We start from the raw sequence: 23,194 nt of genomic DNA, 5'->3' as shown, positions 1-23,194 counted from the left end.
AGCCTTCCTGATCGTATGGGTGTATCTGGCGCGGTCTGATGCGGTCGGCATCAAACCGGTATCTTCAGGTCCGTTCCCTCAGCCAGCTTTTTATAATCTCGCGGTGGCGTTCGCCGCTGTAACTGGCAAAATGTCCGCCATGGACGACACGAACCGGCAAGTCATAAAGCCGTTCCATCGATCGCACGTAATCCTTTGCATTCGCATGATAAGTGTCTTCGATCAAAGGTCCATCATAAACAATATCGCCCGAAAACAGGATGCCGGTTGATGCTTCCCAAAGGGCAATGCCGCCCGGCGAATGGCCCGGTGTGTGGATGACTTCGAAATGCCGGTCGCCAAGATCAATCACGTCGCCATCTTCGACAATCCGGGTCGCCGGGGCGGCCTTGACCGCATAGGTGGTCGAGGTATAGGGAAGCGGTGGCAATTTGGTAAAGATCTCGTCCGTGACATAGGGATCGGCAAGGGTGTTTTGGCGCGTCGGGTGGGCAAGAAGGTCTGCCTCGCAGCGATGACAGATGCGGTTTTCAAATTCGTGATGGCAGCCGATATGGTCAAAATGCGTATGGCTGGCGACCGCCTGAACCGGGCGTTCGGTGACCAGCGGCACCCAGTCGGTCAATGACACCACACCCATGCCGCTATCAACCAGCATGTCGCCATCGCGCCCGCGAATGTGCCAGATATTGCAGCGATAAAATTCCTCGATAAACGGTTCACCGATATAGGTGACATCATCGCCAACGGATTTGGTGCTGTACCAGTCTTCGGGTTTGGCATGTTCAAGGGTCATGATGCCACGGCCTCCTGCGGCTGGGCGGGGGTGGCGTGACCGGGCAGAATTACCACCGATGACGGATCAATGGTCAGGTCAATCCATGCGCCGGGCTCGATCGTTGCCGATTGCGGCATATGGGCGGTGATCGTCATGTTGGGATAATCAGCCGGACTTAGATGCGCACGGTGATGGGTGCCAAAAAACGACCCGTCTTCGACCTTGGCAGCGCCAAGGGTGATGCGCGGGCCTGCCCCCGTACTGGCGCGGAAATGTTCGGGGCGAATGGCCAGGGTGATTTTCTGTCCGGCGGAAATGGCCGGATCGGCCAGTGCCGTTTCGGGCAGTTTGACCGCGCCCAGAACCGTATTGACGAGAATGCCGTCATCGGTTTTGGCATCAACCGTGCCGGGAATGAAATTGACCTCGCCCATGAAGCTTGCCGAAAACACGGTTTTGGGCCGCATATAGATTTCTTCGGGGCGACCGACATCTTCGATCCTGCCTGCATTCATCACGACAATGCGGTCGGCAATTGCCATGGCTTCTTCCTGATCATGGGTAACATGAACAAAGGTGGTGCCAACGCGTTTCTGGATGGCTTTCAGCTCATCCTGCATCTGGCGGCGCAGTTTCAGATCAAGCGCGCCAAGCGGTTCATCAAGCAACAGCACATCTGGCTCAACCGCAAGCGCACGGGCAAGGGCAACGCGCTGGCGCTGCCCACCGGAAAGCTCGTGGGGTTTTTTGGATGCCGACGCCTTAAGGCCAACCATATCAAGAAGTTCTTCGGCCCTGGCATGGCGTTCGGCCTTGCCGACCTTGCGCATCTTAAGGCCAAAGGCGACATTGTCGCGCAAGGTCATATGCGGAAACAGGGCGTAATCCTGAAACATCGTGGTGGTCGGGCGTTTGGATGGTGCCACTGACCCCATATCGCGCCCGTCAATTTCAATCACCCCGCGGGTTGGCGACAGAAACCCGCCCAGAAGCGACAGCAAGGTGGTCTTGCCACAGCCCGACGGGCCCAGAAGAACGATGAATTCACCCGCCGCGATTTCAAGGCTGACATCATCAAGTGCGGTAAAATCGCCAAAGGTTTTGGTGGCATTGCGAATGGAAACAGGGGCGGTCATTTCTTTGCCGTCCTTCTAAAGACAATCAGTTCAAGAATAAGCAGCAGCGCAACCGATACCAGGAAGACAACGCTTCCGACCGCGTTGGTTTTCGGGTTCAGGCCCGATCGCAGCATGCTCCAGATTTCGACAGGCAGGGTGACGTCAAACCGTGACAGCAGAAACGCGATGATAAATTCATCCCAGCTGAACGTGACCGACAGGAAAAATGCCGCCAAAATCGATGGCATCAACATCGGGGCAGACACCTGTGTCATCACCTGCCATTCAGCCGCCCCAAGATCGCGCGCGGCCCGTTCGATGTTTTTTTGATGATCGCCCATCGATGCATAAATGATGGCAAAGCACAGCGGCAAATTGATCACCACATGCCCGATGCCAACCGTCCACAGCGACAGCGAAACCCCCACCCAGTTAAAGGTCGACAGCAAACCAAGGGCGATGATCAGGTAGCTGACCGTCATCGGTGCCACCAGAAGCCCGCGCTGAAGCCGGGATGCCGGAAGAACAAAGCGCGCCAGCCCGTAAGCGGCACAGAAACCAAGCACACAGGCAACAAGTGACGACCCGATGGCCACGATTAGTGAATTGCCAAGGGCGGACATCAGGCGACTGTCAGTAAAAACCTCGCCATACCATTTAAGGGTCGCGCCGTTAAATGGCGGGACGGGCAGGCGCCCGTCCTGAAATGAAAACAGCACAAGGACCGCGACCGGCAAAAAGATAAAGCTGTAAAGAACCGCCAGATAAGCCCATGAAGCAATTTTGGAAAGGCGTGAAGAGATCATTTTATGTTCTCTCCATCTTGAGCCATCGGGCACAGGCAATATAGGCCAGCGTCACCACCACCATCAGAATGATCGAAAGCGTTGCCGCCATCGGGAAATCGGCCCGTCGGCCCAGTTGCAACATGATGACCTGTGGCAGGGCCAGTTCATTATTGCCGCCCAAAATCTGGGGCGTGATGTAATCGCCGATACACAGCACAAATGTCAGAAACGCGCCAACCATGATGCCCGGCAAGGTCAGCGGCAAGACCACATGCCAGAATACCTGAAACCCGTTGGCGCCAAGGTCGGCCGCCGCCCGGCGATAATTTGGCGGCATCTGCACCAGATTGGCATAGATGGTCAGGGTCAGAAGCATGACAAAGAAATGTACGAACCCGATCACGGTGGCGGTGCGTGTGCTCGCCAGTTCAAGCGGTTCGGCAATCAGACCGACATGCAAAAGCGCGTTATTGATCACGCCGTTTTTGGCCAGAACCAGAAGCCAGGAATAGGACCGCACCACATAGCTGGTCCAGAATGGCAGGATCGCCAGAATCAATGCCATGCGCTGCCATTTTTGCGGGACGCGCTCGGCAATGATCCAGGCCAGCGGATAGGCCAGGATCACCGAAATGATGGTGACGGTAAACGTGATTTCCAGCGAGACAAAAAGGCCCTTGAGCAGATGGGCCTTCTCAAAAAACGTAATGTAATTATCCAGATTCCAGGCCATCACGATGTCGCGGCCCTTGCGGGTGGCAAGGCTGATCGCCGCCATGACAACAAACGGAATGACGAAAAACGCGACCGTCCACAAAAGTGCCGGGGTGACAAATCCCCATGCGCGGCGATTTTCGCGTGTTTCAAGGGTGGCTTGGGCCATCACGGTGTCCTTTGTTGCAACACAGGCATTTTGCCCGGTTACCGGTCTTGGTGTCGTGGAAGGTTGGTCGCCGTTTTGGCAAGCTTAGCAGAACCATTGCCCCGCAAAAAGCGGGGCAATGGCGGGTGGCAATAAGCAAGGGATGCTTACTGCTGGAGCATCTCGACCCAGGCATCCTGCATCTGGGCGTCCAGATCGGCATCCGGGATCGGATAAAGCTGCGAGTTTTTCAGATATTCGGGCTGATCATCCCAGCGAAGGGCTGCTTTTTGCGCATCGGACAGGTTTTCCCCGGCCTTGGAATTGGCAGGCATGCCCCAGTAACAGGACGATGTCGCAAGACGCGCCTGACCTTCGGGGCTCAGGATGTATTGCACGAATTTCAGCGCAAGGTCGGGCTTGGCAGATTCCTTCATCACGCCAATCGACTGGGCCCAGCGCAGGCCGCCTTGTTTCGGGATGACCCAATCAAGGTTCGGTTTGTCTTCGGACAGAACCGCCGTGATCCATTCACCACCACCCACAAGGATATCGACCTCACCCGTGGCCAAAGCCGTCTGGGAGGAAACCACTTCGCCAACCTGTTTGGAGACCTTTTTCATCGCAAACAGCTTTTCCTTGATGGCGTCCATATCATCCGCCCCAAGATCGGCCGTATCAATGCCAAGTCCCAGCCCGACAAGGCCGATAACCGGCAGGTAATAGTCATAAATCGCGATGCGCCCGGCGTATTTGTCCGACCAGATCACCGACATGTCTTCCATGTCCTTGGGATCGACCTTGGTCTTGTCGAACGAAATGGTGTTGTAGCCGAACTTTTCGGTAACCGCATAGGTTTTGCCATCAACCACATTGTTTTCGGCCATCACGACTTCCGGGAAAAGATCGGAAGTCGGAAGGGCATCGGCCGGAATTTCGGCCAGAAGATCCATTTCAACCGCACGATGGACATCAACGCCGTCAATCACGAACACGTCCCAGTCCCCCGGGCGGGATTGTTCGATGATCGAAAGGCCCGCACCCGTGCCTTCATATTCCTTCAGATTGACTTTGACGTCGTATTTCTTTTCGAACGGTTCGATCAAGGCCGGGTCGGTATGATCGCACCAGACAAGCGCGTTGAGTTCTTCTGTGGCCTGTGCGCTGTTTGCAACGGCAATGGCACCAAGCAAGAAGGTCGCAGCACCGCCCAAAAGCTTATTGCGGGTTTTCCCCGTGGAAACGTGACGAAACATAGGCTCTCCCTGATTTCATATTGAGGCCTCCCTTTTATTGGGTAACTCGGCACTCATTCTGGCACCGTTGAAAAAATATTGAACGCGTTCATTTTTTGAGTCAATGTAATTTTTGAACCCGTTCAGTTTTCCGGAGTGACCATGTCAGGTCTGCGCGCCCAGAAGAAAGCCGATAAGAACCGCCGTATTCTCGAGGCGGCGACAACGCTGTTTCGCAAGGTCGGCTATGACAGTGCCCGCATCGAAGACATTGCCGAAATGGCCGGGGTATCGGTCGGAACGTTTTATAATTACTACAAAAACAAGGGCGACATGCTGATGGCGACGGTCTCGATGGAGGTCGAGGAAGTGCTGGCAGCGGGCGAGGGGATCATTGCCAAAAAGCATGATCAGGTCGCGTCGGCCCTGTTTGATCTGATCGGTAAATATTACGACCATTCCCTGACCTATCTGTCCAAGGAAATGTGGCGAACGGCGATGTCGCTTTCAATTGCCCAGCCCGAAACCCCGTTTTCCAAACGCTATACCGCGCTTGACCACCGGCTTTCCAAACAGGTCTGCGACCTTTTTCGGTCGTTGCAGGATCGCGGCATTGTCCGCAAGGATGTCGATTGCACCGCACTGGGCGAGCTTGTCTTTAACAATGTGAACATGATGTTCATCGAGTTTGTCAAAGACGAGGAGATGGATGTTGATGGCCTGAAGGCAAGCGTGGCAAAGCAAAATTTGCCTGTGGCATCGCTGATATCTGTTGGTGCTGACTGACCTGCCATTAAGTTCGTCCGGAAAATCATCGGCCTTCTCCAATGCATCGCATTGGCGAATGGGCGCAGATTTCCATACCGATTTCGGTGTTATCCGCGCCTGACCGGAAAATTTTCGCTAAACCAATTCGTTATCCCGGCCTTCGGAGCACAGCCAATTTCTTTTGCATGTTTTGCGGGAAATCGTGAATTATCTTGCTAATATAAATAGTTGCCCCTAAAAAATAGATATTATTCAAGGGGGTACTTATGCAATGTCTCTTTTGCCAGTTGTAAAAGAGCATGTTGTGCGTCGCGTGAAAGCGGCATCAAGCATGCAAAGCATGTCCGGTCGAGGTGGGGATTTCGTCCGGAATTTGTTTGTTCTGACAATATTTTGTCTTGTTGCCGGCCTCGGCATGGCGCCAAGCAGCGTTCATGCCGCAACCGTTACTTGCACCGGTGCCGCTGCCGATAACCCGTCAACCGTAACATCTGTTCTTTATTCTGCTGCGAACAAGACGTGCACCATTGCCAATAATACGCAAACCCAGAACACAGGTGATATTCTGTTTGTGACATCTGGCGGAGTCAATAACGCCCAATTCTTTGGCGATAGCAGTTTAGATGAGATACCGCAGCTTACAGATCATCTCGGATGTACCATCGGTGATTTGGGTACGGTGACGGCCGGGGGGACATGTAATGACGGGTCTGTGGCCCCTGGAACCTATGCAAACACTCTCAAGGCCAATGTTTCCGCCGGTGTTGTCGCCACAATGACGGTAAACTTCACGGTTGTCGGGACTGACGTTGATATTACCTCTGCCAGTGTTTCGCTTCCTGATGACGAATCATCGTCATCGTCATCGAACGAATCTATATCCCACGAATTGCAGGCTTCTGTATCGCGGTCTCAGGCGGCGGTTGTTGGCAAGAATTTCGAGGCACGCGTTCTTGCCATTTCGCGGGCCCCCACCACGGGTGGTGTCGCAGCACCCAATACGGGTGGTGTGCCTGCTCCGACGACCGGTGATCAACCTTCGTCCAGCAGTTTCTCGGGCCATACCGGTTCGAAGACCCTGGCCAAGCCAGCGATGGTGATGAAGTCGCGTGGCACCTCGCTGCGTGAATTGGCCATGCAGGCCTCGTTTGACAGCTCGCAAACCACGCTGTCAGCGGCCGGTGATGCAAACGCGGGCGATGATCCGCTGCGCGGGATCGAGCAAAGCCTGGGTCTGCTGGCACAGCAGGGTTATACGGTCTGGGGACACGGGTCTTATACCTCGGTTAACAATGACCGGAACAATGCCGCGGGCGACAGCCGCTATGACGGGGATGTGTGGGGCTATAATCTGGGGTTTGATGTGCGTTTGCGCCCGGAACTGGTCGGCGGTATCTCGATGGGATATTCGCAAACGGCCCTGACCACGACCTACAATTCCGGTTATTACGATGAAACCAACTGGACGCTTTCGCCCTATATTGTCTATCAGCCGGCCGCAGGCGTGACGCTTTCGAGCATTATTGGCTACAGCCTTGGCGATATTGACCTTAGCCGCGATAGTTCGGTCACGGGCGATACAGAGTCAGATATGTGGTTCGGGTCGCTCAGCGGGGCATATGCCATGCGTCCGTCAGAAACATTGCCACTGGATGTGACCGTCAATGTCAGCTTCATGGCGGCGCGCAAAACCGTTGATGCCTATACCGAAAGTGACAGCACACAGGTCGGCAAAACCGTGTCCAACACCCGCCGTCTCAAGCCGGGGATCGAGGCGGCCTATAGCTTTGATGCCGCAGAGACAATCTTGCAGCCATTCGCCAAAACAGATTTCGTCTATGACATGACTGATGAAACAAACGGTGACAAGACGGCATTCAATCTGGGCGGGGGGCTTCGCATCATATCCGGTGCAACCGGGCTTTCCGGTTCTATCGAAGGTGAACAGCAATTGGGCACCGATGATTATAGCGAATACACCATTGGTGGCCTGATCGCGTATGCATTTAGCGTCAATGGCAGCGAGGGCGCTTCACTTGGTGTCGTTTCGCCCTATGTTCGCAGTAACTTCACCCCCGACAGCGGTCAGACATTCGGGACCGGTTTTACCTTCACCGCCGAAGATGAAGCATTTAGCACCGAAGTTAACCTGACCCACACCAATGCGGTTTCGTCTCGCGAAACAGTCGCAGAGATCAATATCACTCTTGCATTCTAGGGATGGGGCATCTCAAACCGGTATATTTGATACAGACGCATCTTTGACACCGGCGGCGTGAAACACGTCGCCGGTGTCCGCAAGATGATTGCGCGCCGGGGATTTTGAGTGCGCACTCACCGGACTGCCAGACATCTGCGCGCAAATACCTCCGAGGTTAACCTGACCTGATTGATGACGCTGGCAATCCGATACATGGCCTTGGGCCGAAGTCGCCCGTCAGAATGCGCCGGTTGTGGTGCCGGTTTCACGCGGTGGTGGCGTGGATTGATCAGGGTTAAAAGCGTTACGTGAATACAGGCAGCGGCTTTCGTTTTTATCCCCTGATCCTAGTCGAGAAATTCCGTTTCGATCCGTTCGGCATTGGCCCGTGCCCAACGAATAACAGCTTCAGCATTTTCGGTTTTCTCTTTGGGAGAGAATGCACGCGGTAGCGAGATTTCTTCGCCTGTTTCATAGCCAGGTGCCATTTCGGCGGCGTCCTGCCGGTAGTCAAAGCCATACTCGACAACCAGGAATTTATTGCGCCGTGTGATGCGGAATTCGGCGCTGATCATGTCATAGGGGCGATCAACATCCATCGCGTAAAGATTGCTTGTGCCGACTTTCACAAAATCATCGAAATTGGCAAAGGCACTGATGGTTTTCTTTTTGACGCTAAAGCAGCTCTGATTGCCCAAATCGACATTGGCATTGGTCTGGTGATACAGCAAAGTCACATTTGGATTACAGAAGGACGAAGAATAGAACGAATATCTGATCGGAACGCTGAGCGGGCTGGAGATGGTGATAAAACCGCGCAAGAACTTCTGATCGTCAATCCGGCCCAAAACCATGTTCCCGAAAGGATGGTAGTTGTTGTTGCGGTAAAGTTCGTTGGCAAGAACAGTCCAGTCACCGGGCGGCAGTACCACATCGCCTTGTGGCATGGTTACTTTGTCCTGCACCACTTTCCCGACTGGAAAATCGTTCTGGAACTGGTTGTCGACTGTGGCAAGGCAGGCTGACAGCAGCATCGCAAGCCCGATCGCCAGTAATTTCGTTTGCATCGTTTGTTGTCCCCTGATCCTGTTTTGCCAGATACTAATGCCATGAAAAGAAATAAAAAACTGTCCAAACGGGCAGGTTGAAGACAGGTGTATTGTCGTCCGGGGAACATGGAACGCTGATGCTTGACGTGACAGTAGTCACAAGTAACCCTGTCCGGGAATGATAACAACATCAACGATATGATCGTTTGGCACGTATGTGATCTGGCGACAATTTTGGTAAGGGCAGGTTGGGGATGGGACGGATGGACGAACAGGCCGGAGACGGTTTTGGCTTTGTATCGGGCCATGAACCGGATGCAGATATTGGTGAGCTACGTCTTGCCGACGGTGATTTGTTCGAATTGCCCGGTGTCAGCGGGCGTCTTGAACGCATTGATTTTAGCAATGGCATTTGTTTGCACCGTGCGGAGATCAATGTCCGCGATGATTCCAGATTTGATGTGCAAAATGCCTTGCCACCCGGATGGTTGGCCGGGTCGGTTAACATTCTGGGGCGTCACGATTTTGAATGTCCGGATGGCCAGAAACATACCATGTCGCCCGAAACCGGATTGATGATGCGGGTAGACCCGCCCGGCACCAGATATTTCCTACCCGGTGGGCAATTGATCCGCCATGCCGGGGTGACCATTGACCTTGATGCATTGCGTGCCCGATTTGGTGACGGGATGCCAGATGCCCTAACGCCGTTTCTTTCTGATAGTCACGATGTAATTGATGTCAGACCGCTTGCCCTGAACAACAAGATCAGAAGTATCGTCAGTGCAATGTTCTCGGCGCAAATGACCGGTTTGGGCCGCAAGTTCAAGCTTGAAGGTTTGTCGACCCTGTTTCTGGCTGAGATGATTGATGCCTATTGCCTGCTGTGCGCAGGCAGTGAAAAGACGCCGGAACCAAGTGTTCTTGAGCAGACTGTTACGGAAGAGGCAATTTCAAAGATCACCAATGATCTGGCAGCTCCGCTTTCCGTTGCGCAACTTGCAATTGCCGCAGGCATGACCGAAAGCCGGTTGAACAGCTTGTTCAAGTTGGAAACCGGCAAGACATGCGCTGATTTCGTCCGTTCCAAACGTATGGAGCGGGCCAAGGAGCTTCTGGCAACTGGTGATAGCAACGTCAAACAGGTCGCAGCCGCTGTCGGGTTTAACCATGTCAGCAATTTCTCACGATCCTATCGTGACTGGTACGGCGAAAGCCCCGCTCAGGCACTTAACCGCAGCAGCGGGTGATTGTGGTTCTGGGGTTCCCGCATATCTTTGCCCTCTTGCTCAAGTCGCTTTAACCCCCTAGGTTAACGTAAACGTCAACTTATGTTGCAGGGCAAAAATGAAGTTTCAGGGTACGGAAAATTACGTCGCAACCGAAGATCTGATGGTGGCGGTCAATGCCGCGATCACGTTGCAGCGTCCACTTTTGGTCAAGGGTGAGCCCGGTACCGGCAAGACGGTGCTGGCCGAAGAAATTGCCAAATCACTGGGCAAAAAACTGATCACCTGGTCGATCAAATCCACCACCCGCGCCCAGCAGGGGCTTTATGAATATGATGCGGTTTCGCGTCTGCGCGACAGCCAGTTGGGCGACGAACGCGTTCATGACATTGCCAATTACATCGTCAAGGGCAAGCTGTGGGAAGCATTCGAGGCCGAGGGTGAAGCCCCGGTTCTGCTGATTGACGAGATCGACAAGGCCGATATCGAGTTTCCCAACGATCTGTTGCAGGAACTCGATCGCATGGAATTCTTTGTTTACGAGACCCAGCAAACGGTCAAGGCGACCAATCGCCCGATCGTGATCATCACGTCAAACAATGAAAAGGAATTGCCAGACGCCTTCCTGCGACGCTGTTTCTTCCATTATATCCGCTTTCCCGATGCCGATACCATGGCCGAGATTATCGAGGTCCATTATCCCGGTATTCAGAAACGTCTGGTCGCCGAGGCGCTTAACCTTTTCTATGACATCCGCGAGGTTTCGGGGCTCAAGAAAAAGCCGTCAACGTCCGAGCTTCTGGACTGGTTGAAGCTTCTGATGGCCGAGGACCTTCCGCCCGAGGCCCTGCGCGCCAAGGATGCCAAAACAGCCGTGCCGCCCCTTCATGGGGCGTTGCTTAAAAACGAGCAGGACGTGCATCTGTTTGAACGGCTGGCCTTTATGGCGCGTCGCGAAGGACGTTAGATGCGCGGTGGTTCCCGGCCTTAATAGGCCGGGAAGGTTGCCTTCATTGCCGCTTCTTCCGCCCGAATACGACGCCACAGGATGGCGGCGTAAACCGGCAAACCGACAATGAGTGTTCCCCATGCCTGAAGGGCCAGGCCAAAGCCGATCAGCTCAGGGGCGATATTCAGGAAGTAATTGGGATGCTTGCAGATTTTATAAAGGATGCTGGTGCGGATCTCGTGATTGGGCGAGATGAAAAGCTTGACCGTCCAAAGGTCACGCAGCGTGGCAATCACGCCTGCAAGCATGATGATCGAAACCGTCCAGATCGCAATTCCGGCATAGGTCATGGTGCTGATCGGGGCTGCTTTGAATTCGCTTTCGATAATGCAGGCAACATAAAATCCGACATGGGCGATGGTCAGAATGCGTGTGGTGGCAACATCATATTCGGTGGCGCCGGCCGCACGCAAACGCGCTTCGTTTCGTTTGGAAATGGCCAAGGAAACCAATCGGGCAATGATGGCAATGGCAACAAAGCCATACAGAAAATCAGTCATGAAAAGAATGCTCGTGCGTTTGTTTTTGATAAGCCGCGGCAATCACGCCCGGTATGTGCGGGCGCAAAGTGCCCGATGGGGACTGACTTGTCCAGAAGTGGGTTGCATGGATTGATGTTTTGTATCGCAAAAGTTTCAGTCGCGCCTTTTTGCTTCTGCTGGATCGGGGTGTAAGTAATGTTCACCAGCTTCTTCTATAAGCTCAAGGATGTCCGTATTCCTGTGTCGCTGCGCGAATATCTGACGCTGCTTGAGGCGGTGGAAAAGGGACTGGCGGGCTATTCGGTCGAGGATTTCTATTATCTGGCGCGTGCGGCCCTGGTGAAGGATGAGCGCCATCTTGATAAGTTCGACAGGGTGTTTTCCGAACATTTCAAAGGCATTGCCGATCTGGCTGCGGGCATGGACGAAGTTGCCCAAACTGATATCCCCGAAGAATGGCTGCGCAAACTGGCCGAGAAATTCCTGACTGACGAGGAAAAAGCCGAAATCGAAGCCCTTGGCGGTTGGGAAAAACTGATGGAGACGCTTAAACAGCGTCTTGAAGAACAAAAGGGCCGCCATCAGGGCGGCAATAAATGGATCGGCACGGCCGGAACATCGCCGTTTGGTGCCTATGGCTATAACCCCGAAGGGGTGCGGATCGGACAGGACAAATCCCGGCATCGGCGCGCGGTCAAGGTCTGGGACAAGCGCGAATTCAGGAACCTTGATGACAGTGTCGAAATCGGCACGCGCAATATCAAGGTGGCCCTGCGTCGTTTGCGCAAATGGGCGCGGACCGGGGCGGCGGACGAGCTTGATCTGCCCGGTACCATCACATCAACCGCACGTCAGGGATGGCTTGATGTGCAAATGCGCCCGGAACGCCATAACGCGGTCAAGGTGCTGATGCTGTTTGATGTTGGCGGATCGATGGATGATCACATCAAGGTCTGCGAGGAACTGTTTTCCGCGGTCAAAACCGAGTTCAAGCATCTGGAATATTACTACTTCCACAACTGCCCCTATGAAGGGTTGTGGAAGGACAATGCCCGTCGCTGGAACGAACAGGTTTCAACATGGGATGTGATCAATACCTATGGTGCCGATTACAAGCTGGTGATCGTCGGGGATGCAACCATGAGCCCCTATGAAATCACCTATCCCGGCGGGGCGGTGGAACACTGGAACGAGGAAGCCGGTGCGGTCTGGATGCAAAGACTGCTTGAACATTTCACCCATGCGGCCTGGATCAACCCGCAACCGGAAAACTGGTGGCGTCATCATCAGTCGATCCAGATCATGCATAAATTGATGGAAGGCCGGATGTTTCCGCTGACGCTTGATGGATTGGATCGCATGACCGGGGAACTTAACCGCTAGGCCCGCGTTACCCGGATAGAGTAACAGTTTCATGAAGATTGCCTCGGGATGCCCGACAGGGATTTCTGAGCCGTGAAACCGCGCCTATAGTCCAGAAACCCCGAAAAAGGGGCCGTGATAAAAAGGAAATCTGGGATGCCGGTGAAAAATTTGATCAAGTCGAGTGTTCTGGCCGTCGGGCTGTTGATGGCTGGTTCTGTCAGCCTGGCCCAGGCGCAGGATATTCAGGCAGAGCAGGTCGTGATCGCCCATCGTGGCGCATCGGGCTATTTGCCCGAACATACACTTCCGGCCAAGGCACTGGCCTATGGCATGGGGGCTGATTACATCGAACAGGATGTGGTGCTGTCCAAGGACGGGGTCCCTGTGGTCCTGCATGATATTCATCTTGATACAACCACCGACGTTGCCCGCAAATTCCCCGATCGCAAACGGGATGACGGGCGCTATTACGTGATTGATTTCACCCTGGCGGAGCTCAAATCCCTGACGGTGACCGAACGGTTCAAGGCCGATAGCGGCAAGCAGGTCTATGAAAACCGCTTCCCCGGTGATTTCGCCATGTTTGAAATCCCGACCCTTGAAGAAGAAATCAAACTTATCCAGGGTCTTAATCATTCGACCGGCCGCGATGTCGGCATTTATCCGGAAATCAAGGACCCGGCATTCCATCGTGGCGAAGGTCTGGATATTGCCAAAACCGTGATCTCGGTTCTTGAAAAATGGGGCTATAACAACCCGAATTCGAATTCGTTTGTGCAATGTTTTGACTGGGCCGAGACCCAGCGTATTCGCAACGAACTGCATTACCAGGGCAAGCTGGTGCAGCTTCTGGGCGAGAACCGCTGGGGCGCACCGGCGGGAACCGATTATGACTATCTGAAATCGGGCGAAGGCATTGTTGAAATGGCCAAGGTGGTCGACGGTATCGGTCCGTGGTTGCCACAAGTGATTTCAGGCCTTGGTGAAAATGGCAAGGCCACCATGACCCCGACCCTGATTGCCGCCCAGCGCGCGCAACTGCTTGTTCATCCCTATACCCTGCGTGCCGATCAGCTGCCGAAATGGGCGGGGGATATGAACATTGCCCTGACCGCGATTTTTGACGATGCCGGGATCAATGGCATTTTCACCGATTTCCCTGATCAGGTTGTCCAGTTCCTGGCGCGCAATCCGGCATCCTGACCGGTCGGCGCGCCGGTTCGCTCGATATTTTCGATTTTCGAAGCAGTCTGTTTCCAATCTGAGCGTTATCAGACAGGCACAGGCAAGTCATCATTGCTGTTCATGAAATTCAACCAAGGAGGCAGAAATGGCAAAGGTACTGGTTCTTTATTATTCGATGTATGGTCACATCGAAACCATGGCAAATGCCGTGGCAGAAGGCGCACGTGGCGTTGCCGGAACGCAGGTCGATGTCAAACGCGTTCCTGAAATCATGCCCGAAGATGCGGCCAAGGCCGCCGGCGCGAAACTTGATCAGGTGGCACCGGTCGCATCCGTTTCCGATCTTCCGGAATATGATGCCATCATCTTTGGCGTGCCGACCCGCTTTGGCAACATGTCCGCCCAGATGCGCAATTTCCTTGATCAGACCGGCGGTCTTTGGGCCAAGGGTGCATTGATTGGCAAAATCGGTTCGGTGTTTGCATCGACCGGCACCCAGCATGGCGGTCAGGAAACCACCATCACCTCGACCCATACGACGCTTTTGCATCATGGCATGGTGATTGTCGGTGTGCCCTATAGCTGTTCGGGCCTGACCAATATGGACGAAATTACCGGTGGTTCGCCCTATGGTGCAACAACGCTTGCCGGGGCGGACGGATCGCGTCAGCCGTCTGAAAACGAACTTGATATTGCCAAGTTCCAGGGCAAACACGTTGCCGAACTCGCTGCCAAGCTGGCAGGCTGATTTTTCGGTTTTATCACGATCAAATGGCAGTGCCGGATTCCGGTGCTGCCATTTTTTTTGTTGCCGCCTGGTAAACAATCAGATGCCTGATTACGTCTTGTTTGGCGACAGTTTTGTGCGACAGTGATGGATATGAAGTTCACCCGGTGGCTGCACCGGCACGCACAGGAGATTTGACATGTCTGACACAGTGGCAAATGCACGCGCCGTCAAACGGGTTTTGCGCGCCATGGATACATCTGATGGTGCGGGGGTGTCGCTGAAACGGTCAATCGGAACGCCGCAGCTTGATATGCTTGATCCGTTTCTGATGCTTGATTCCCTGTCGACCGACAATCCCGATGAATATATTGCGGGCTTTCCCGAACATCCCCATCGCGGTTTTGAAACCGTGACCTACATGGTCGAAGGGGCCATGCGCCATAAGGACAGCATGGGCAATGAAGGCATCCTGCGGTCGGGCGGCGGACAATGGATGACAGCCGGCAGCGGCATCGTCCATTCCGAGACACCCGAACAGGAAAATGGTCTTTTGCAGGGCTTCCAGCTTTGGATCAATTTGCCGGCCAAGGACAAGATGATTGATCCGCGCTATCAGAATATGGAACCCGATGAATTACCGGAAATCGAACCGGTGGCGGGTGCGCAATTGCGCTTGCTTGCGGGATCGATGCATGGGGCAACCGGGCCGATCAACGGCATTTCGACCGATCCGGTCTTTGTCGATGCCAAACTTGATGCCGGGGCCGAAGTCACCGTGCCGCTGCCCAAAGGGCACACTGCGGTGGTTTATGTCTTTATCGGCGATGCGGTGGTTGGCGGCAAGGATGTGCCGACCCATCATCTGGCCATTCTTGACGATGGTGATGGCGTGACCCTTAAGGGCGGCTCGGACGGCGGGCGTATGCTGGTGATTGCCGCCCGTCCGATCAATGAACAGGTGGTCCGCTATGGCCCGTTCGTCATGAGCAGCAAACAGGAACTCATGCAGGCCTTTGACGATTATCAGCGCGGCACTTTCGTGCGCAAGGCGGCATCGTGATGATGCGCTGATCGAAAAAATTTCCCGATGAATTCAACGCAAAACGCCCTGATTTTCGTGATCAGGGCGTTTTGCATGCGGCTAAAGGATAGCATCGGGTGCGGGGCCGTTGCCTTGAAACCGCGCCCCTGCTGTCTAACCTGTAAAAGGAACGCAACAAAAGGATAGCGATCCGCATGAACAGGTCGCTCTGGCGCGCATTGAAATGGGTTTTGATCCTGTGGGGGAGCATCCTTGCCGTCTCCGCCCAGGCCAGGGAGTTGCGCTTTGTCACCGGCGATGCCTTTCCCCCCTTTACCGACCGCGATATTGCCGGTGGCGGCATTGTTACCGAGATCGTGCGCACGGTGTTCGAACGCGCCGGATATGAAACCGTCACCATCATCTGGCGTTCATGGCTTAAGGGATATGAATTGACGGTCGAGGGAAATGTCGATGGTACATTCCCCTATGCCTTTACCCGTACCCGTGCCAAATCGGTGCTGTTTTCCGACCCGATCACCAGCCTTAAGGCCTATGGCTGGTATTCGCGCAACGGGGTACGTTTTGATGACAAGGTCGATCTTCTGGGCAAAAGCCTGTGCCTGCCGCTGGGCTATGCCGAACTTGGCTATGCCGGGCGGCTTTTTGGCAATGGACAGGCAAAACGCGTGTCGCCACCCGATATGAAAACCTGTTTCAAACTGCTTGATGCCGGGCGCGTTGACAGCGTCATCAGCCCGATCCCCGAAGCCCTGGGCGCAATTCAGGCCGCCGGACTGTCCTTTGACGATTTCGGCCATATCGAAGAAGGCCTGTCGGACATGCCGCTTCATTTCATTGTCGGCAAAAACAATGCAGATGCGGCAAAAATCATCGCCGATTTCAATGTTGGCTTGTTGCAACTACGTCAAAGCGGCGAACTGGACAGCATCCTGGCCACGGCGGAATATTGACGGGCAGGGCAGTCGAAAATGCGCCTGATCCGGCTTCCATCCAGTTCAAGGCACCGGCCGATTTCACATCTCTGTTGTCTTGACTTCAGCAACCTGATCTTCAATCACCCAACCCGTTTCCGTACGGCACGCCGATTTGACCTGTTGGCTGGTGCGTTTGCGGGCGGTCAATTCTTGACGATACGTTCTGCACCAGATGCCTTTGTCGGTTTGAACGGTTTTGATGGGGGTGACCACAATCTCGATTGATCCGGCATGCGTTTTTTCTGCGTCGCCCGAGTTATTGTTCTCAAGTGCGGTTTGAACGGTTTTGGCCAACTGCTCCTGTGCGTTTTTCGCTATTTTTGTTGGTGCGGGGCCATAGGTCAGAAGTTCCTCGCTATGATCGGTTCCCGAATTCCAGGAACGATCACGTTTGACATAAAAGCCGATCTCGGGCGCATACCACCATTTGGTGGTTTGCATCCACCACTGCTTATAATAGCGCGAACATTCGATGACATAGGTGTCAAAGGTGCCGGCAGGGACTTCGATCCGTTCGGTTGCGGGCACCTTGCAGGTCAGCCACTGGTCATAGCTGTTGACTTTGCCGGTGTCAGGATCGATGTTTTCCGACTTGGTCGAAATCCGAACCATCTTGTCATATTCAAGTGGCCACAGGGATTGCGAGCCCTCCTTAATCTTTGTGGTACCCGACCGTTTGCGGTCTTCCTTGTCGGTATAGGACCATTCCAGATTGGGGCCGGTGAAATCGGCACTGGTTTCAAAGCGATAGTCGCCACCACCATTCCAGACAAAGTTATCGCCGCTTATTTTTTCGACATAGATGGCACGACCACTGTCAAAGACAAAGGCATCACCAATTCCGAAATCGGGGAGGGTGGCAGGCGCCAGTGCGGGACCGGTATTTACCGTCTTCTCGGCATATTGCCCCATGCCGTCATTCAGTTCATTCAGCTTGGCACCAAAATCATCAAGGGTCTGACAGGCCCCCAATGATGAAAGGCCCAAAACGCATGAAAGCGCCCCGAAGTGACGCGAAAGTGTCGGCATCTTCATAGTCCTGATCCTGCTTATTCTTTTTGGTCGATATTTGCGTCGTGTTTTGTTGTGTCGTTGAGCATGACAGACAAGGACGAAGCCCAGCCTTCGTCCCAACCGGGCAATTACAATTTATGATCTGGTGCGGGCGGCTCCAGATCAGGCAAATCAACGCCCGGGATCAGGCGATAAACCGTTTCCCATTGACCTTCGCCGGTACGACATGCCCGCCCGTAGAAAGCTGTTTCACTGCCCGTTATCCGGTCACCGGCGAAGCTGACCTGGTATTCGCGGCAGAAACGGCCTCCTTGTCTGAAGGTTCGAAGGGGCTCAATCAAAGTTTCGGAACCGCCTTTCTGGTCGCTATCCAGTGCTACATGGCGAATTTCACCGCTGAGTGTCTTTTCCAAAGTCAGGCTGATTTCCTGATCAAGAACCGGATTGCCGATCGGGGAAAAGGCCGTCATTTGTGCCGCGTTTTGTGATCCGCTTGCCTGCGGGTCATTGACAAGATTTTCGTTAAACCAGTTACCACCAACGAATGCGATCAGGACAGCGGCGGCCGCACCGATACCGGTCCAGATTGCATTATTGTTGTTCGCGGCACGTGGTCCCGGATGCACATTGCCTGCGTCATGCATGGTGCCACGTTTTTCAACCGGCTTCTGATCAAGGATATCCTGGATGCTTTTGCTCAGCTCCGGATAGACGTGATCATCAAGAAGTCGATTGGACTGGTTGCGCAGAACAACTGCCTGTCCGGCCATGATATTAAACTGGCGGCTCAGCTCCGGGCAATTGGCGATCCGGTCTTCAAGCTTTTGGCACTCGGCCGGTGCAAGTTCGCCGTCGATATAGGCTGACAACAGAATGTAGTCCTGTTCCATAAGTTCAGTGGTCATGGCGAACCTCTTTGGATGCCGTCATTATTTGTCAAATTGCTATCATCGTCATGCAGGGCGGCAAGTGTCTTGCGGGCCCGTGCAACACGGCTCATCACGGTTCCATCGGGCACGCCCAGAATGTCAGCAGCTTCGCGATAGCTGTATCCTTCAATCAAAACCAGTGTCATGGCCGCACGCTGATCTTCGACCAGTGATGCCATGGCAGATTGCAAAAAGATCCGGTCGGTTCCGCCATGTTTTTGCATGGGCATGACGGTGTCACGGGCATCTTCAAATGAAACAACATTGCCGCGTCTTTGGTCGCGACGTTTCTCATCGATCCAGCTTGTCTGGATGATGCGATACAGCCAACTGTCAAGCCGGGTGCCAGGCTCAAACTGATCAATACGTTCGACGGCCTTGATATAAGCAGTTTGCACCAGATCCTCTGCAGCCACCGTATCGCGAGTCAGAGACCTTGCAAATCGCATGGCACGCGGGAGTAGGCCGGTCAATTCTGAGCGAAGTGCAGTCTCCAAACCAAAAGTCCCATTTCCGAATTTGTGGTCCTGTTGTCTAGATAACGCCCGCATGTGGCTATTTCTTCCGTCACAGATGAAAAAAAATATTTGGAAATTATTTGCCGGGGGGCGGAAGAAATTGTTCAGCCGGTGCGTTGTCCCTGCAAACAATGCGAAATCCCGGACAATGGACAGGAGCCTGAAGATGACGACCGAAATGAAAAAATCACTTCGCACCAAGATTGTGACGGCCGGAATCCTTGGTTTTGGCGCTTTTGCGTTGATTGCCGCGCCGGTCTCTTTTGATCTCTCGAAAATGGATCTGACCGATAACGCAGCCTTTGCGCAAGGTAATGGCAATGGCGGCGGCAACGGTAATGGCGGTGGAAACGGAAACGGTGGCGGCAATGGCAACGGTAATTCCGGTGGCAATGGCGGCGGCAACGGAAATGGTAATGGTGGCGGCAACGGCGGTGGCGCGAATGGCGACAGCGGTTCTGGCGGCCCCGATGGTCCGGGTAACAGCGGCAATGCTGGTGGCAATGGTAATGGCGGTGGTAACGGAAATGGCGATAGCGCGGATGGTCCGGGCAACAGTGCCGCTGCACGGTCCAATGCAAAGAGCCTGGGTCTTCAGTCCAATGGTTTAGGTCGTAGTGCTGCGACAACCGACGAAGGTGAAGAAGGCGAGGAAGCCGAGCTTAATGGAAAATCGATGCCACGTGGCATTACCAACGCACCGGGTCTTGCGGGTGCGCTTCCTCCCGGTATCCAGCGTGTCTTTGGCGCACCGGCTGGTCCTGACGTTGATCCTGATGTCGAACAGGAAATCATTACCCATGGCTGGAAAGAACTGACCCGTCCCGACGCTGGTGATGATGTCGATACGCCAGACGATGGCGAACCGGACACTGGTGATACGGGTGACACCGGCGATACTGGGGATACTGGGGATACTGGGAATACCGGCGATACGGGAGACACGGGCGATACAGGCGATACCGGTGACACTGGAGATACCGGTGACACCGGAGATACCGGCGAAACTGCCGCATAATAATCCCATTCAAGGCAGCTGATCCTGCTTTGACCGCCGCGGCCCGTATCCGGGTCGCAAAACTGGAAACCCCGTCAGGTCCCCCGGCCGACGGGGTCCTTTTTGTTCGGACCAAACAGACAGAACCGGATTGATCAGACCTCTACTGCTGCCGGACGTTCATCCAGTTTGTCGATGGACCAGTATAAGTTCAGCCATTTTCAGGTTGGGTTGATCTGCAATTGGGTAATGATTTTGTTGACAATAAATTGGTTGGAAACACCGCACCTAGTCCTTGGCGCGTTTTGCATCCGTATTACTGTTGGTATCTGTGATCCAGGGGCGGCCATCGGAAAGCACGTCGACCTTGTCGGCATTGATGTTGTTGACCTTGTCAAACGAGCTGTTGGTGGCATTCCATTTTTTCAGCACATACGCGTTCCCATCCAACACCGTGACATAGATGCTGCCGTCCGACCCGGCGCCGATATCCTCGATCTTGGTGCTTTGGCCCAACGGGCGGTTTTCGAACCTGGTTCCGGTAAATTGCTGTACGATGTTGTTGGCATCGGCAATCCACAAATCACCAGCGCGGCCAACGGCAACCTTGCGGACATCATCATTGTTGAATTTGGTAAACGCGTTTGTTCCCGGTTTAAGGTGATAAAGCCTGTCGTCAATAACGACATACACCGTGCCATCCGACCCGATCGAAAGGTCTCTGATATTGCCTGATGTGACGGAATAGGTGCGCTGGACAGTGCCGTTCGATGACAGTCTGTAAATCGAACTCGAACTGTTTCCATTGGTCCAGATGCTGTCATCACTTGCCACATCGAACACGATCAGGTCCTGACTGAATGACAGGGAAACTTGCTCAAACTTTTTGGTCTTGGTGTTGAACTTCAATAACTGTTTCGCCCCTTGCGAAAGTGGCGAGCCAAATATGTAGAAACCGTCATTTTGTCCGACGGTCATTGCATCAACCGTATTCAGGTCCGTGGTAAATGTTTCAAAGGTTATGTTTTTTGAAAATGTAAAAGCGTTGTCTGACGGGATATCGACAACGGCGGCTGTATTGCCGCTGCCGGTGGTATCCCCGGCGGTGGATGCGGCAATGCGACGGTCTGCCTGTTCGTCCCGGTCAAAGAATTTCGAGGCCAGAACATGGGTATCTTTGGTCACCACCCAGGGAAAGCCGTTCGGTCCGACCGCGACACTTTCCGGAATATGGCCCGGCGTCAGGACAACTTCGAAATCTTCGCCATTCGCAGCCAGTCGCATCAGAAACTGGGTATCTGACACCACATAGACGCTGCCATCCGGACCGATCGAGATGTTTTTGGCCCGTTGCCGGATGATCTTGCATGGCGATGTATCGCATCTTTGTACCAGCCCGTCAGAACGGATGGTCCACGGGGTTCCTTCGGGGGCAACCGCAACCGAAATACCCTGGCCGGGAATGCGATCGAACCGGGTCATTGTGTCATTCAGTTTGGATAAATTTCCGCTGGCATCGGCGATCACCACCGATCCGTCCCCGCCAATCGCGATGTCTGACCCGGTCGCACCGGGAATTTGTTTCCAAAGATTTCCTGTATGGCGAAATACCCGGCCCAAGGTGGAAATGCCCCACGGGTTGCCATCGGCATCAACAGCAATGCGCACCAGCGTTCCCGGAAAATCTTCAAACCGGCGACGACTGTTGGACCAGCGATAAATGCTTCCGCCAGCATCAAGGCCAAACACACTTCCGTCCCGTCCGATTGAAACGACCTTTGCGGTCTGCCGGGTATCGGTAAAAGTAATATCTTCGCTGGTTGTGATGGTTGCCGGATCAAGCACCGGATCATTGCCGCCTGACGGGGCGACTGTTCTGCTAGCGCCCTGACTTGCCCCATTTCCCGCAGCATCGGCGGACACATCAGATGCGCTTACGATGCCAGGGACCGGAACAGGGGCGCTTGACGGTGCCGCGACAGCCGGGGGCGGGGGCACGGCACCTGGTGGTGATATTGGTGTTGCGGCAACCCCGGATGCGACGGCTTCGGGGGCGTTTTCGACAGGGGCAACGGCCTGGGGCGCCCGGCTTTGCGGTGCCCGTCCTTTTTCGGTCTTGATCTTTTCGGGGGCGACCAGCAAGGTTGTCGCCATGATGGCACCGCCTTCGATAACGGCCCATGGGCCGCCATCAGGGGCGGCGGCGGTGGCTTTTGCGCCATCGACCCCGGCGACAATACGCCAACTGCGTCGCGCAGGGTCCCACATCCTGATCTGGCCTTCGGCATCGACGATCACCACCGCATTGTTGCCGCCAATTGCGATGTCGGTTGCGCGGCCGGGCATGTTGATCCAGTCCTTGCCGTCAAAGGAACGAACCCGCCCGTCCCGGGCAACTGCCCAGGGATTGCCAGTCATGTCGAGCGCAATGCGATACGCTGTCCCGTCAACCTGTCGCCATTCGCTGCGCAACGGGTTCCATTTTTTGAGCGCACCATCAACCTTGGCAATATAGACATTGCCAAGCGTATCGGCGGCCACATCCACAACGTCGGTATCCTTGTTTTCCCACCACAGCCCGTTATAGCGATAAACAACGCCGTCAGAACTGACAGCCCAGGGCCGGTTTCCTTCTGCGGCGGAAATCCGGACAAAATCCCCCGACATTTTACGCCAGCGCTGTTCCTCGGCATCCCAGCGCCATGGTGTGCCATCCGGGGCAACGACATAGGCCTGCCCGTCGCTGTTGATCGATATATCGACAGCTGTGCCCGGCAAACGGGTCCAGTTTTGGGATGCGGGGCTGTTTTGCGCATGCAGGTGCGATATCGGATGAATGGTCGCAAATGCGATACAAAGCAGAACAACACAGGACCGCATGAACAGCAGCGTCATTGGGTAACCTCGCATCACCGTTTT

Annotated in this window: 21 protein-coding genes; 10 read left to right on the top strand and 11 right to left on the bottom strand. The window is 54.3% G+C overall.

The window, feature by feature from the left end; translation table 11 throughout:
• Nucleotides 1-64: 64 nt before the first annotated feature.
• From M9H61_RS08735 to M9H61_RS08710, 5 genes are all read right to left on the bottom strand, one after another.
• Entirely contained in the window at nucleotides 65-796 is a 732-nt protein-coding gene (locus tag M9H61_RS08735) for an MBL fold metallo-hydrolase (protein ID WP_250284621.1), read from the bottom strand.
• On the bottom strand, nucleotides 793-1,914 hold the full coding sequence (locus M9H61_RS20670) for an ABC transporter ATP-binding protein (RefSeq protein ID WP_371922217.1): 1,122 nt from the start codon (nucleotides 1,912-1,914) through the stop codon (nucleotides 793-795). The genes M9H61_RS08735 and M9H61_RS20670 overlap by 4 nt, the downstream gene beginning before the upstream one ends.
• A complete protein-coding gene (locus M9H61_RS08720) occupies nucleotides 1,911-2,702 on the bottom strand; it encodes an ABC transporter permease (protein ID WP_250284619.1) in 792 nt (263 codons plus the stop codon). Before M9H61_RS08720 ends, M9H61_RS20670 begins: the two co-directional genes overlap by 4 nt.
• Nucleotide 2,703: 1 nt before the next feature.
• On the bottom strand, nucleotides 2,704-3,567 hold the full coding sequence (locus tag M9H61_RS08715; protein ID WP_250284618.1) for an ABC transporter permease: 864 nt from the start codon (nucleotides 3,565-3,567) through the stop codon (nucleotides 2,704-2,706).
• Nucleotides 3,568-3,713: 146 nt separating this feature from the next.
• Nucleotides 3,714-4,802 (bottom strand): PotD/PotF family extracellular solute-binding protein, encoded by a 1,089-nt coding sequence (locus M9H61_RS08710; protein ID WP_101247540.1) that lies wholly within the window; start codon nucleotides 4,800-4,802, stop codon nucleotides 3,714-3,716.
• A 141-nt stretch (nucleotides 4,803-4,943) separates the two neighbouring features.
• Here M9H61_RS08710 and M9H61_RS08705 point away from each other — a divergent pair, with 141 nt between their 5' ends.
• Together M9H61_RS08705 and M9H61_RS08700 are read left to right on the top strand one after the other, a co-directional pair.
• Complete coding sequence (locus M9H61_RS08705; protein ID WP_206927979.1) at nucleotides 4,944-5,567, top strand: TetR/AcrR family transcriptional regulator; 624 nt, start codon at nucleotides 4,944-4,946, stop codon at nucleotides 5,565-5,567.
• Nucleotides 5,568-6,261: 694 nt separating this feature from the next.
• Entirely contained in the window at nucleotides 6,262-7,767 is a 1,506-nt protein-coding gene (locus tag M9H61_RS08700) for an autotransporter outer membrane beta-barrel domain-containing protein (RefSeq protein ID WP_250284616.1), read from the top strand.
• Nucleotides 7,768-8,096: 329 nt separating this feature from the next.
• Here M9H61_RS08700 and M9H61_RS08695 read toward each other — a convergent pair whose 3' ends face one another.
• On the bottom strand, nucleotides 8,097-8,816 hold the full coding sequence (locus M9H61_RS08695; RefSeq protein WP_068517501.1) for a hypothetical protein: 720 nt from the start codon (nucleotides 8,814-8,816) through the stop codon (nucleotides 8,097-8,099).
• A gap of 245 nt (nucleotides 8,817-9,061) precedes the next feature.
• Here M9H61_RS08695 and M9H61_RS08690 point away from each other — a divergent pair, with 245 nt between their 5' ends.
• Together M9H61_RS08690 and M9H61_RS08685 are read left to right on the top strand one after the other, a co-directional pair.
• Nucleotides 9,062-10,048, top strand: a complete 987-nt coding sequence (locus M9H61_RS08690) for a helix-turn-helix transcriptional regulator (protein ID WP_250284614.1) — start codon at nucleotides 9,062-9,064, stop codon at nucleotides 10,046-10,048.
• A gap of 97 nt (nucleotides 10,049-10,145) precedes the next feature.
• Nucleotides 10,146-10,994 (top strand): MoxR family ATPase, encoded by an 849-nt coding sequence (locus tag M9H61_RS08685; RefSeq protein ID WP_068517503.1) that lies wholly within the window; start codon nucleotides 10,146-10,148, stop codon nucleotides 10,992-10,994.
• A gap of 20 nt (nucleotides 10,995-11,014) precedes the next feature.
• On the opposite strand, the gene M9H61_RS08680 is transcribed toward M9H61_RS08685, so the two are convergent.
• The gene (locus M9H61_RS08680) at nucleotides 11,015-11,536 is read right to left on the bottom strand and encodes an isoprenylcysteine carboxylmethyltransferase family protein (protein WP_250284613.1); all 522 of its coding nucleotides are present in this window, start codon (nucleotides 11,534-11,536) and stop codon (nucleotides 11,015-11,017) included.
• Nucleotides 11,537-11,713: 177 nt separating this feature from the next.
• Here M9H61_RS08680 and M9H61_RS08675 point away from each other — a divergent pair, with 177 nt between their 5' ends.
• The 5 genes from M9H61_RS08675 (at nucleotide 11,714) to M9H61_RS08655 (ending at nucleotide 16,793) form a co-directional block, all read left to right on the top strand.
• The gene (locus M9H61_RS08675) at nucleotides 11,714-12,901 is read left to right on the top strand and encodes a VWA domain-containing protein (RefSeq protein ID WP_250284610.1); all 1,188 of its coding nucleotides are present in this window, start codon (nucleotides 11,714-11,716) and stop codon (nucleotides 12,899-12,901) included.
• A 135-nt stretch (nucleotides 12,902-13,036) separates the two neighbouring features.
• Complete coding sequence (gene glpQ / locus M9H61_RS08670; RefSeq protein WP_250284609.1) at nucleotides 13,037-14,086, top strand: glycerophosphodiester phosphodiesterase; 1,050 nt, start codon at nucleotides 13,037-13,039, stop codon at nucleotides 14,084-14,086.
• 127 nt (nucleotides 14,087-14,213) lie between these two features.
• On the top strand, nucleotides 14,214-14,816 hold the full coding sequence (gene wrbA / locus M9H61_RS08665) for an NAD(P)H:quinone oxidoreductase (protein WP_068517507.1): 603 nt from the start codon (nucleotides 14,214-14,216) through the stop codon (nucleotides 14,814-14,816).
• Between the two features lie 178 nt (nucleotides 14,817-14,994).
• Nucleotides 14,995-15,858 (top strand): pirin family protein, encoded by an 864-nt coding sequence (locus M9H61_RS08660; RefSeq protein ID WP_068517508.1) that lies wholly within the window; start codon nucleotides 14,995-14,997, stop codon nucleotides 15,856-15,858.
• 176 nt (nucleotides 15,859-16,034) lie between these two features.
• Nucleotides 16,035-16,793 carry an ABC transporter substrate-binding protein gene (locus M9H61_RS08655; RefSeq protein ID WP_250284607.1) on the top strand — a complete coding sequence of 253 codons (759 nt, stop codon included), beginning with the start codon at nucleotides 16,035-16,037 and terminating at the stop codon, nucleotides 16,791-16,793.
• Nucleotides 16,794-16,856: 63 nt separating this feature from the next.
• Here the strand turns inward: M9H61_RS08655 and M9H61_RS08650 are convergent, their stop codons facing one another.
• The 3 genes from M9H61_RS08650 to M9H61_RS08640 all read right to left on the bottom strand — a co-directional run bounded on the left by M9H61_RS08650 (nucleotide 16,857) and on the right by M9H61_RS08640 (nucleotide 19,209).
• Complete coding sequence (locus tag M9H61_RS08650; protein WP_250284605.1) at nucleotides 16,857-17,852, bottom strand: hypothetical protein; 996 nt, start codon at nucleotides 17,850-17,852, stop codon at nucleotides 16,857-16,859.
• A 107-nt stretch (nucleotides 17,853-17,959) separates the two neighbouring features.
• A complete protein-coding gene (locus M9H61_RS08645) occupies nucleotides 17,960-18,736 on the bottom strand; it encodes a hypothetical protein (protein ID WP_250284603.1) in 777 nt (258 codons plus the stop codon).
• Nucleotides 18,733-19,209: a sigma-70 family RNA polymerase sigma factor gene (locus M9H61_RS08640; protein WP_233433128.1), complete on the bottom strand. Its 477-nt coding sequence runs from the start codon at nucleotides 19,207-19,209 to the stop codon at nucleotides 18,733-18,735. Before M9H61_RS08640 ends, M9H61_RS08645 begins: the two co-directional genes overlap by 4 nt.
• Nucleotides 19,210-19,444: 235 nt before the next feature.
• Here M9H61_RS08640 and M9H61_RS08635 point away from each other — a divergent pair, with 235 nt between their 5' ends.
• Complete coding sequence (locus M9H61_RS08635; RefSeq protein ID WP_250284601.1) at nucleotides 19,445-20,296, top strand: hypothetical protein; 852 nt, start codon at nucleotides 19,445-19,447, stop codon at nucleotides 20,294-20,296.
• Nucleotides 20,297-20,563: 267 nt separating this feature from the next.
• Here M9H61_RS08635 and M9H61_RS08630 read toward each other — a convergent pair whose 3' ends face one another.
• Complete coding sequence (locus tag M9H61_RS08630; protein WP_250284598.1) at nucleotides 20,564-23,170, bottom strand: tectonin domain-containing protein; 2,607 nt, start codon at nucleotides 23,168-23,170, stop codon at nucleotides 20,564-20,566.
• Between the last annotated feature and the right edge of the window lie 24 nt (nucleotides 23,171-23,194).

The organism is Thalassospira sp. GO-4, from assembly GCF_023588965.1.
Classification (GTDB): domain Bacteria; phylum Pseudomonadota; class Alphaproteobacteria; order Rhodospirillales; family Thalassospiraceae; genus Thalassospira; species Thalassospira povalilytica.
Note: the sequence above shows the minus strand (reverse complement) of the source record. Positions and strands in the feature narration are given on the sequence as shown.

Bases quoted from the DNA above. Each gene is read 5' to 3' on its own strand.
- M9H61_RS08685 (WP_068517503.1), top strand. From the start codon at position 10,146: ATGAAGTTTCAGGGTACGGAAAATTACGTCGCAACCGAAGATCTGATG.
- M9H61_RS08635 (WP_250284601.1), top strand. From the start codon at position 19,445: ATGACGACCGAAATGAAAAAATCACTTCGCACCAAGATTGTGACGGCC.
- M9H61_RS08660 (WP_068517508.1), top strand. From the start codon at position 14,995: ATGTCTGACACAGTGGCAAATGCACGCGCCGTCAAACGGGTTTTGCGC.
- M9H61_RS08680 (WP_250284613.1), bottom strand. From the start codon at position 11,536: ATGACTGATTTTCTGTATGGCTTTGTTGCCATTGCCATCATTGCCCGA.
- M9H61_RS08695 (WP_068517501.1), bottom strand. From the start codon at position 8,816: ATGCAAACGAAATTACTGGCGATCGGGCTTGCGATGCTGCTGTCAGCC.
- M9H61_RS08710 (WP_101247540.1), bottom strand. From the start codon at position 4,802: ATGTTTCGTCACGTTTCCACGGGGAAAACCCGCAATAAGCTTTTGGGC.
- M9H61_RS08645 (WP_250284603.1), bottom strand. From the start codon at position 18,736: ATGACCACTGAACTTATGGAACAGGACTACATTCTGTTGTCAGCCTAT.
- glpQ (WP_250284609.1), top strand. From the start codon at position 13,037: ATGCCGGTGAAAAATTTGATCAAGTCGAGTGTTCTGGCCGTCGGGCTG.
- M9H61_RS08630 (WP_250284598.1), bottom strand. From the start codon at position 23,170: ATGACGCTGCTGTTCATGCGGTCCTGTGTTGTTCTGCTTTGTATCGCA.
- M9H61_RS08655 (WP_250284607.1), top strand. From the start codon at position 16,035: ATGAACAGGTCGCTCTGGCGCGCATTGAAATGGGTTTTGATCCTGTGG.
- M9H61_RS08715 (WP_250284618.1), bottom strand. From the start codon at position 3,567: ATGGCCCAAGCCACCCTTGAAACACGCGAAAATCGCCGCGCATGGGGA.
- M9H61_RS08650 (WP_250284605.1), bottom strand. From the start codon at position 17,852: ATGAAGATGCCGACACTTTCGCGTCACTTCGGGGCGCTTTCATGCGTT.
- M9H61_RS08720 (WP_250284619.1), bottom strand. From the start codon at position 2,702: ATGATCTCTTCACGCCTTTCCAAAATTGCTTCATGGGCTTATCTGGCG.
- M9H61_RS08705 (WP_206927979.1), top strand. From the start codon at position 4,944: ATGTCAGGTCTGCGCGCCCAGAAGAAAGCCGATAAGAACCGCCGTATT.
- M9H61_RS08640 (WP_233433128.1), bottom strand. From the start codon at position 19,209: ATGCGATTTGCAAGGTCTCTGACTCGCGATACGGTGGCTGCAGAGGAT.
- M9H61_RS08735 (WP_250284621.1), bottom strand. From the start codon at position 796: ATGACCCTTGAACATGCCAAACCCGAAGACTGGTACAGCACCAAATCC.
- wrbA (WP_068517507.1), top strand. From the start codon at position 14,214: ATGGCAAAGGTACTGGTTCTTTATTATTCGATGTATGGTCACATCGAA.
- M9H61_RS08690 (WP_250284614.1), top strand. From the start codon at position 9,062: ATGGACGAACAGGCCGGAGACGGTTTTGGCTTTGTATCGGGCCATGAA.
- M9H61_RS08675 (WP_250284610.1), top strand. From the start codon at position 11,714: ATGTTCACCAGCTTCTTCTATAAGCTCAAGGATGTCCGTATTCCTGTG.
- M9H61_RS20670 (WP_371922217.1), bottom strand. From the start codon at position 1,914: ATGACCGCCCCTGTTTCCATTCGCAATGCCACCAAAACCTTTGGCGAT.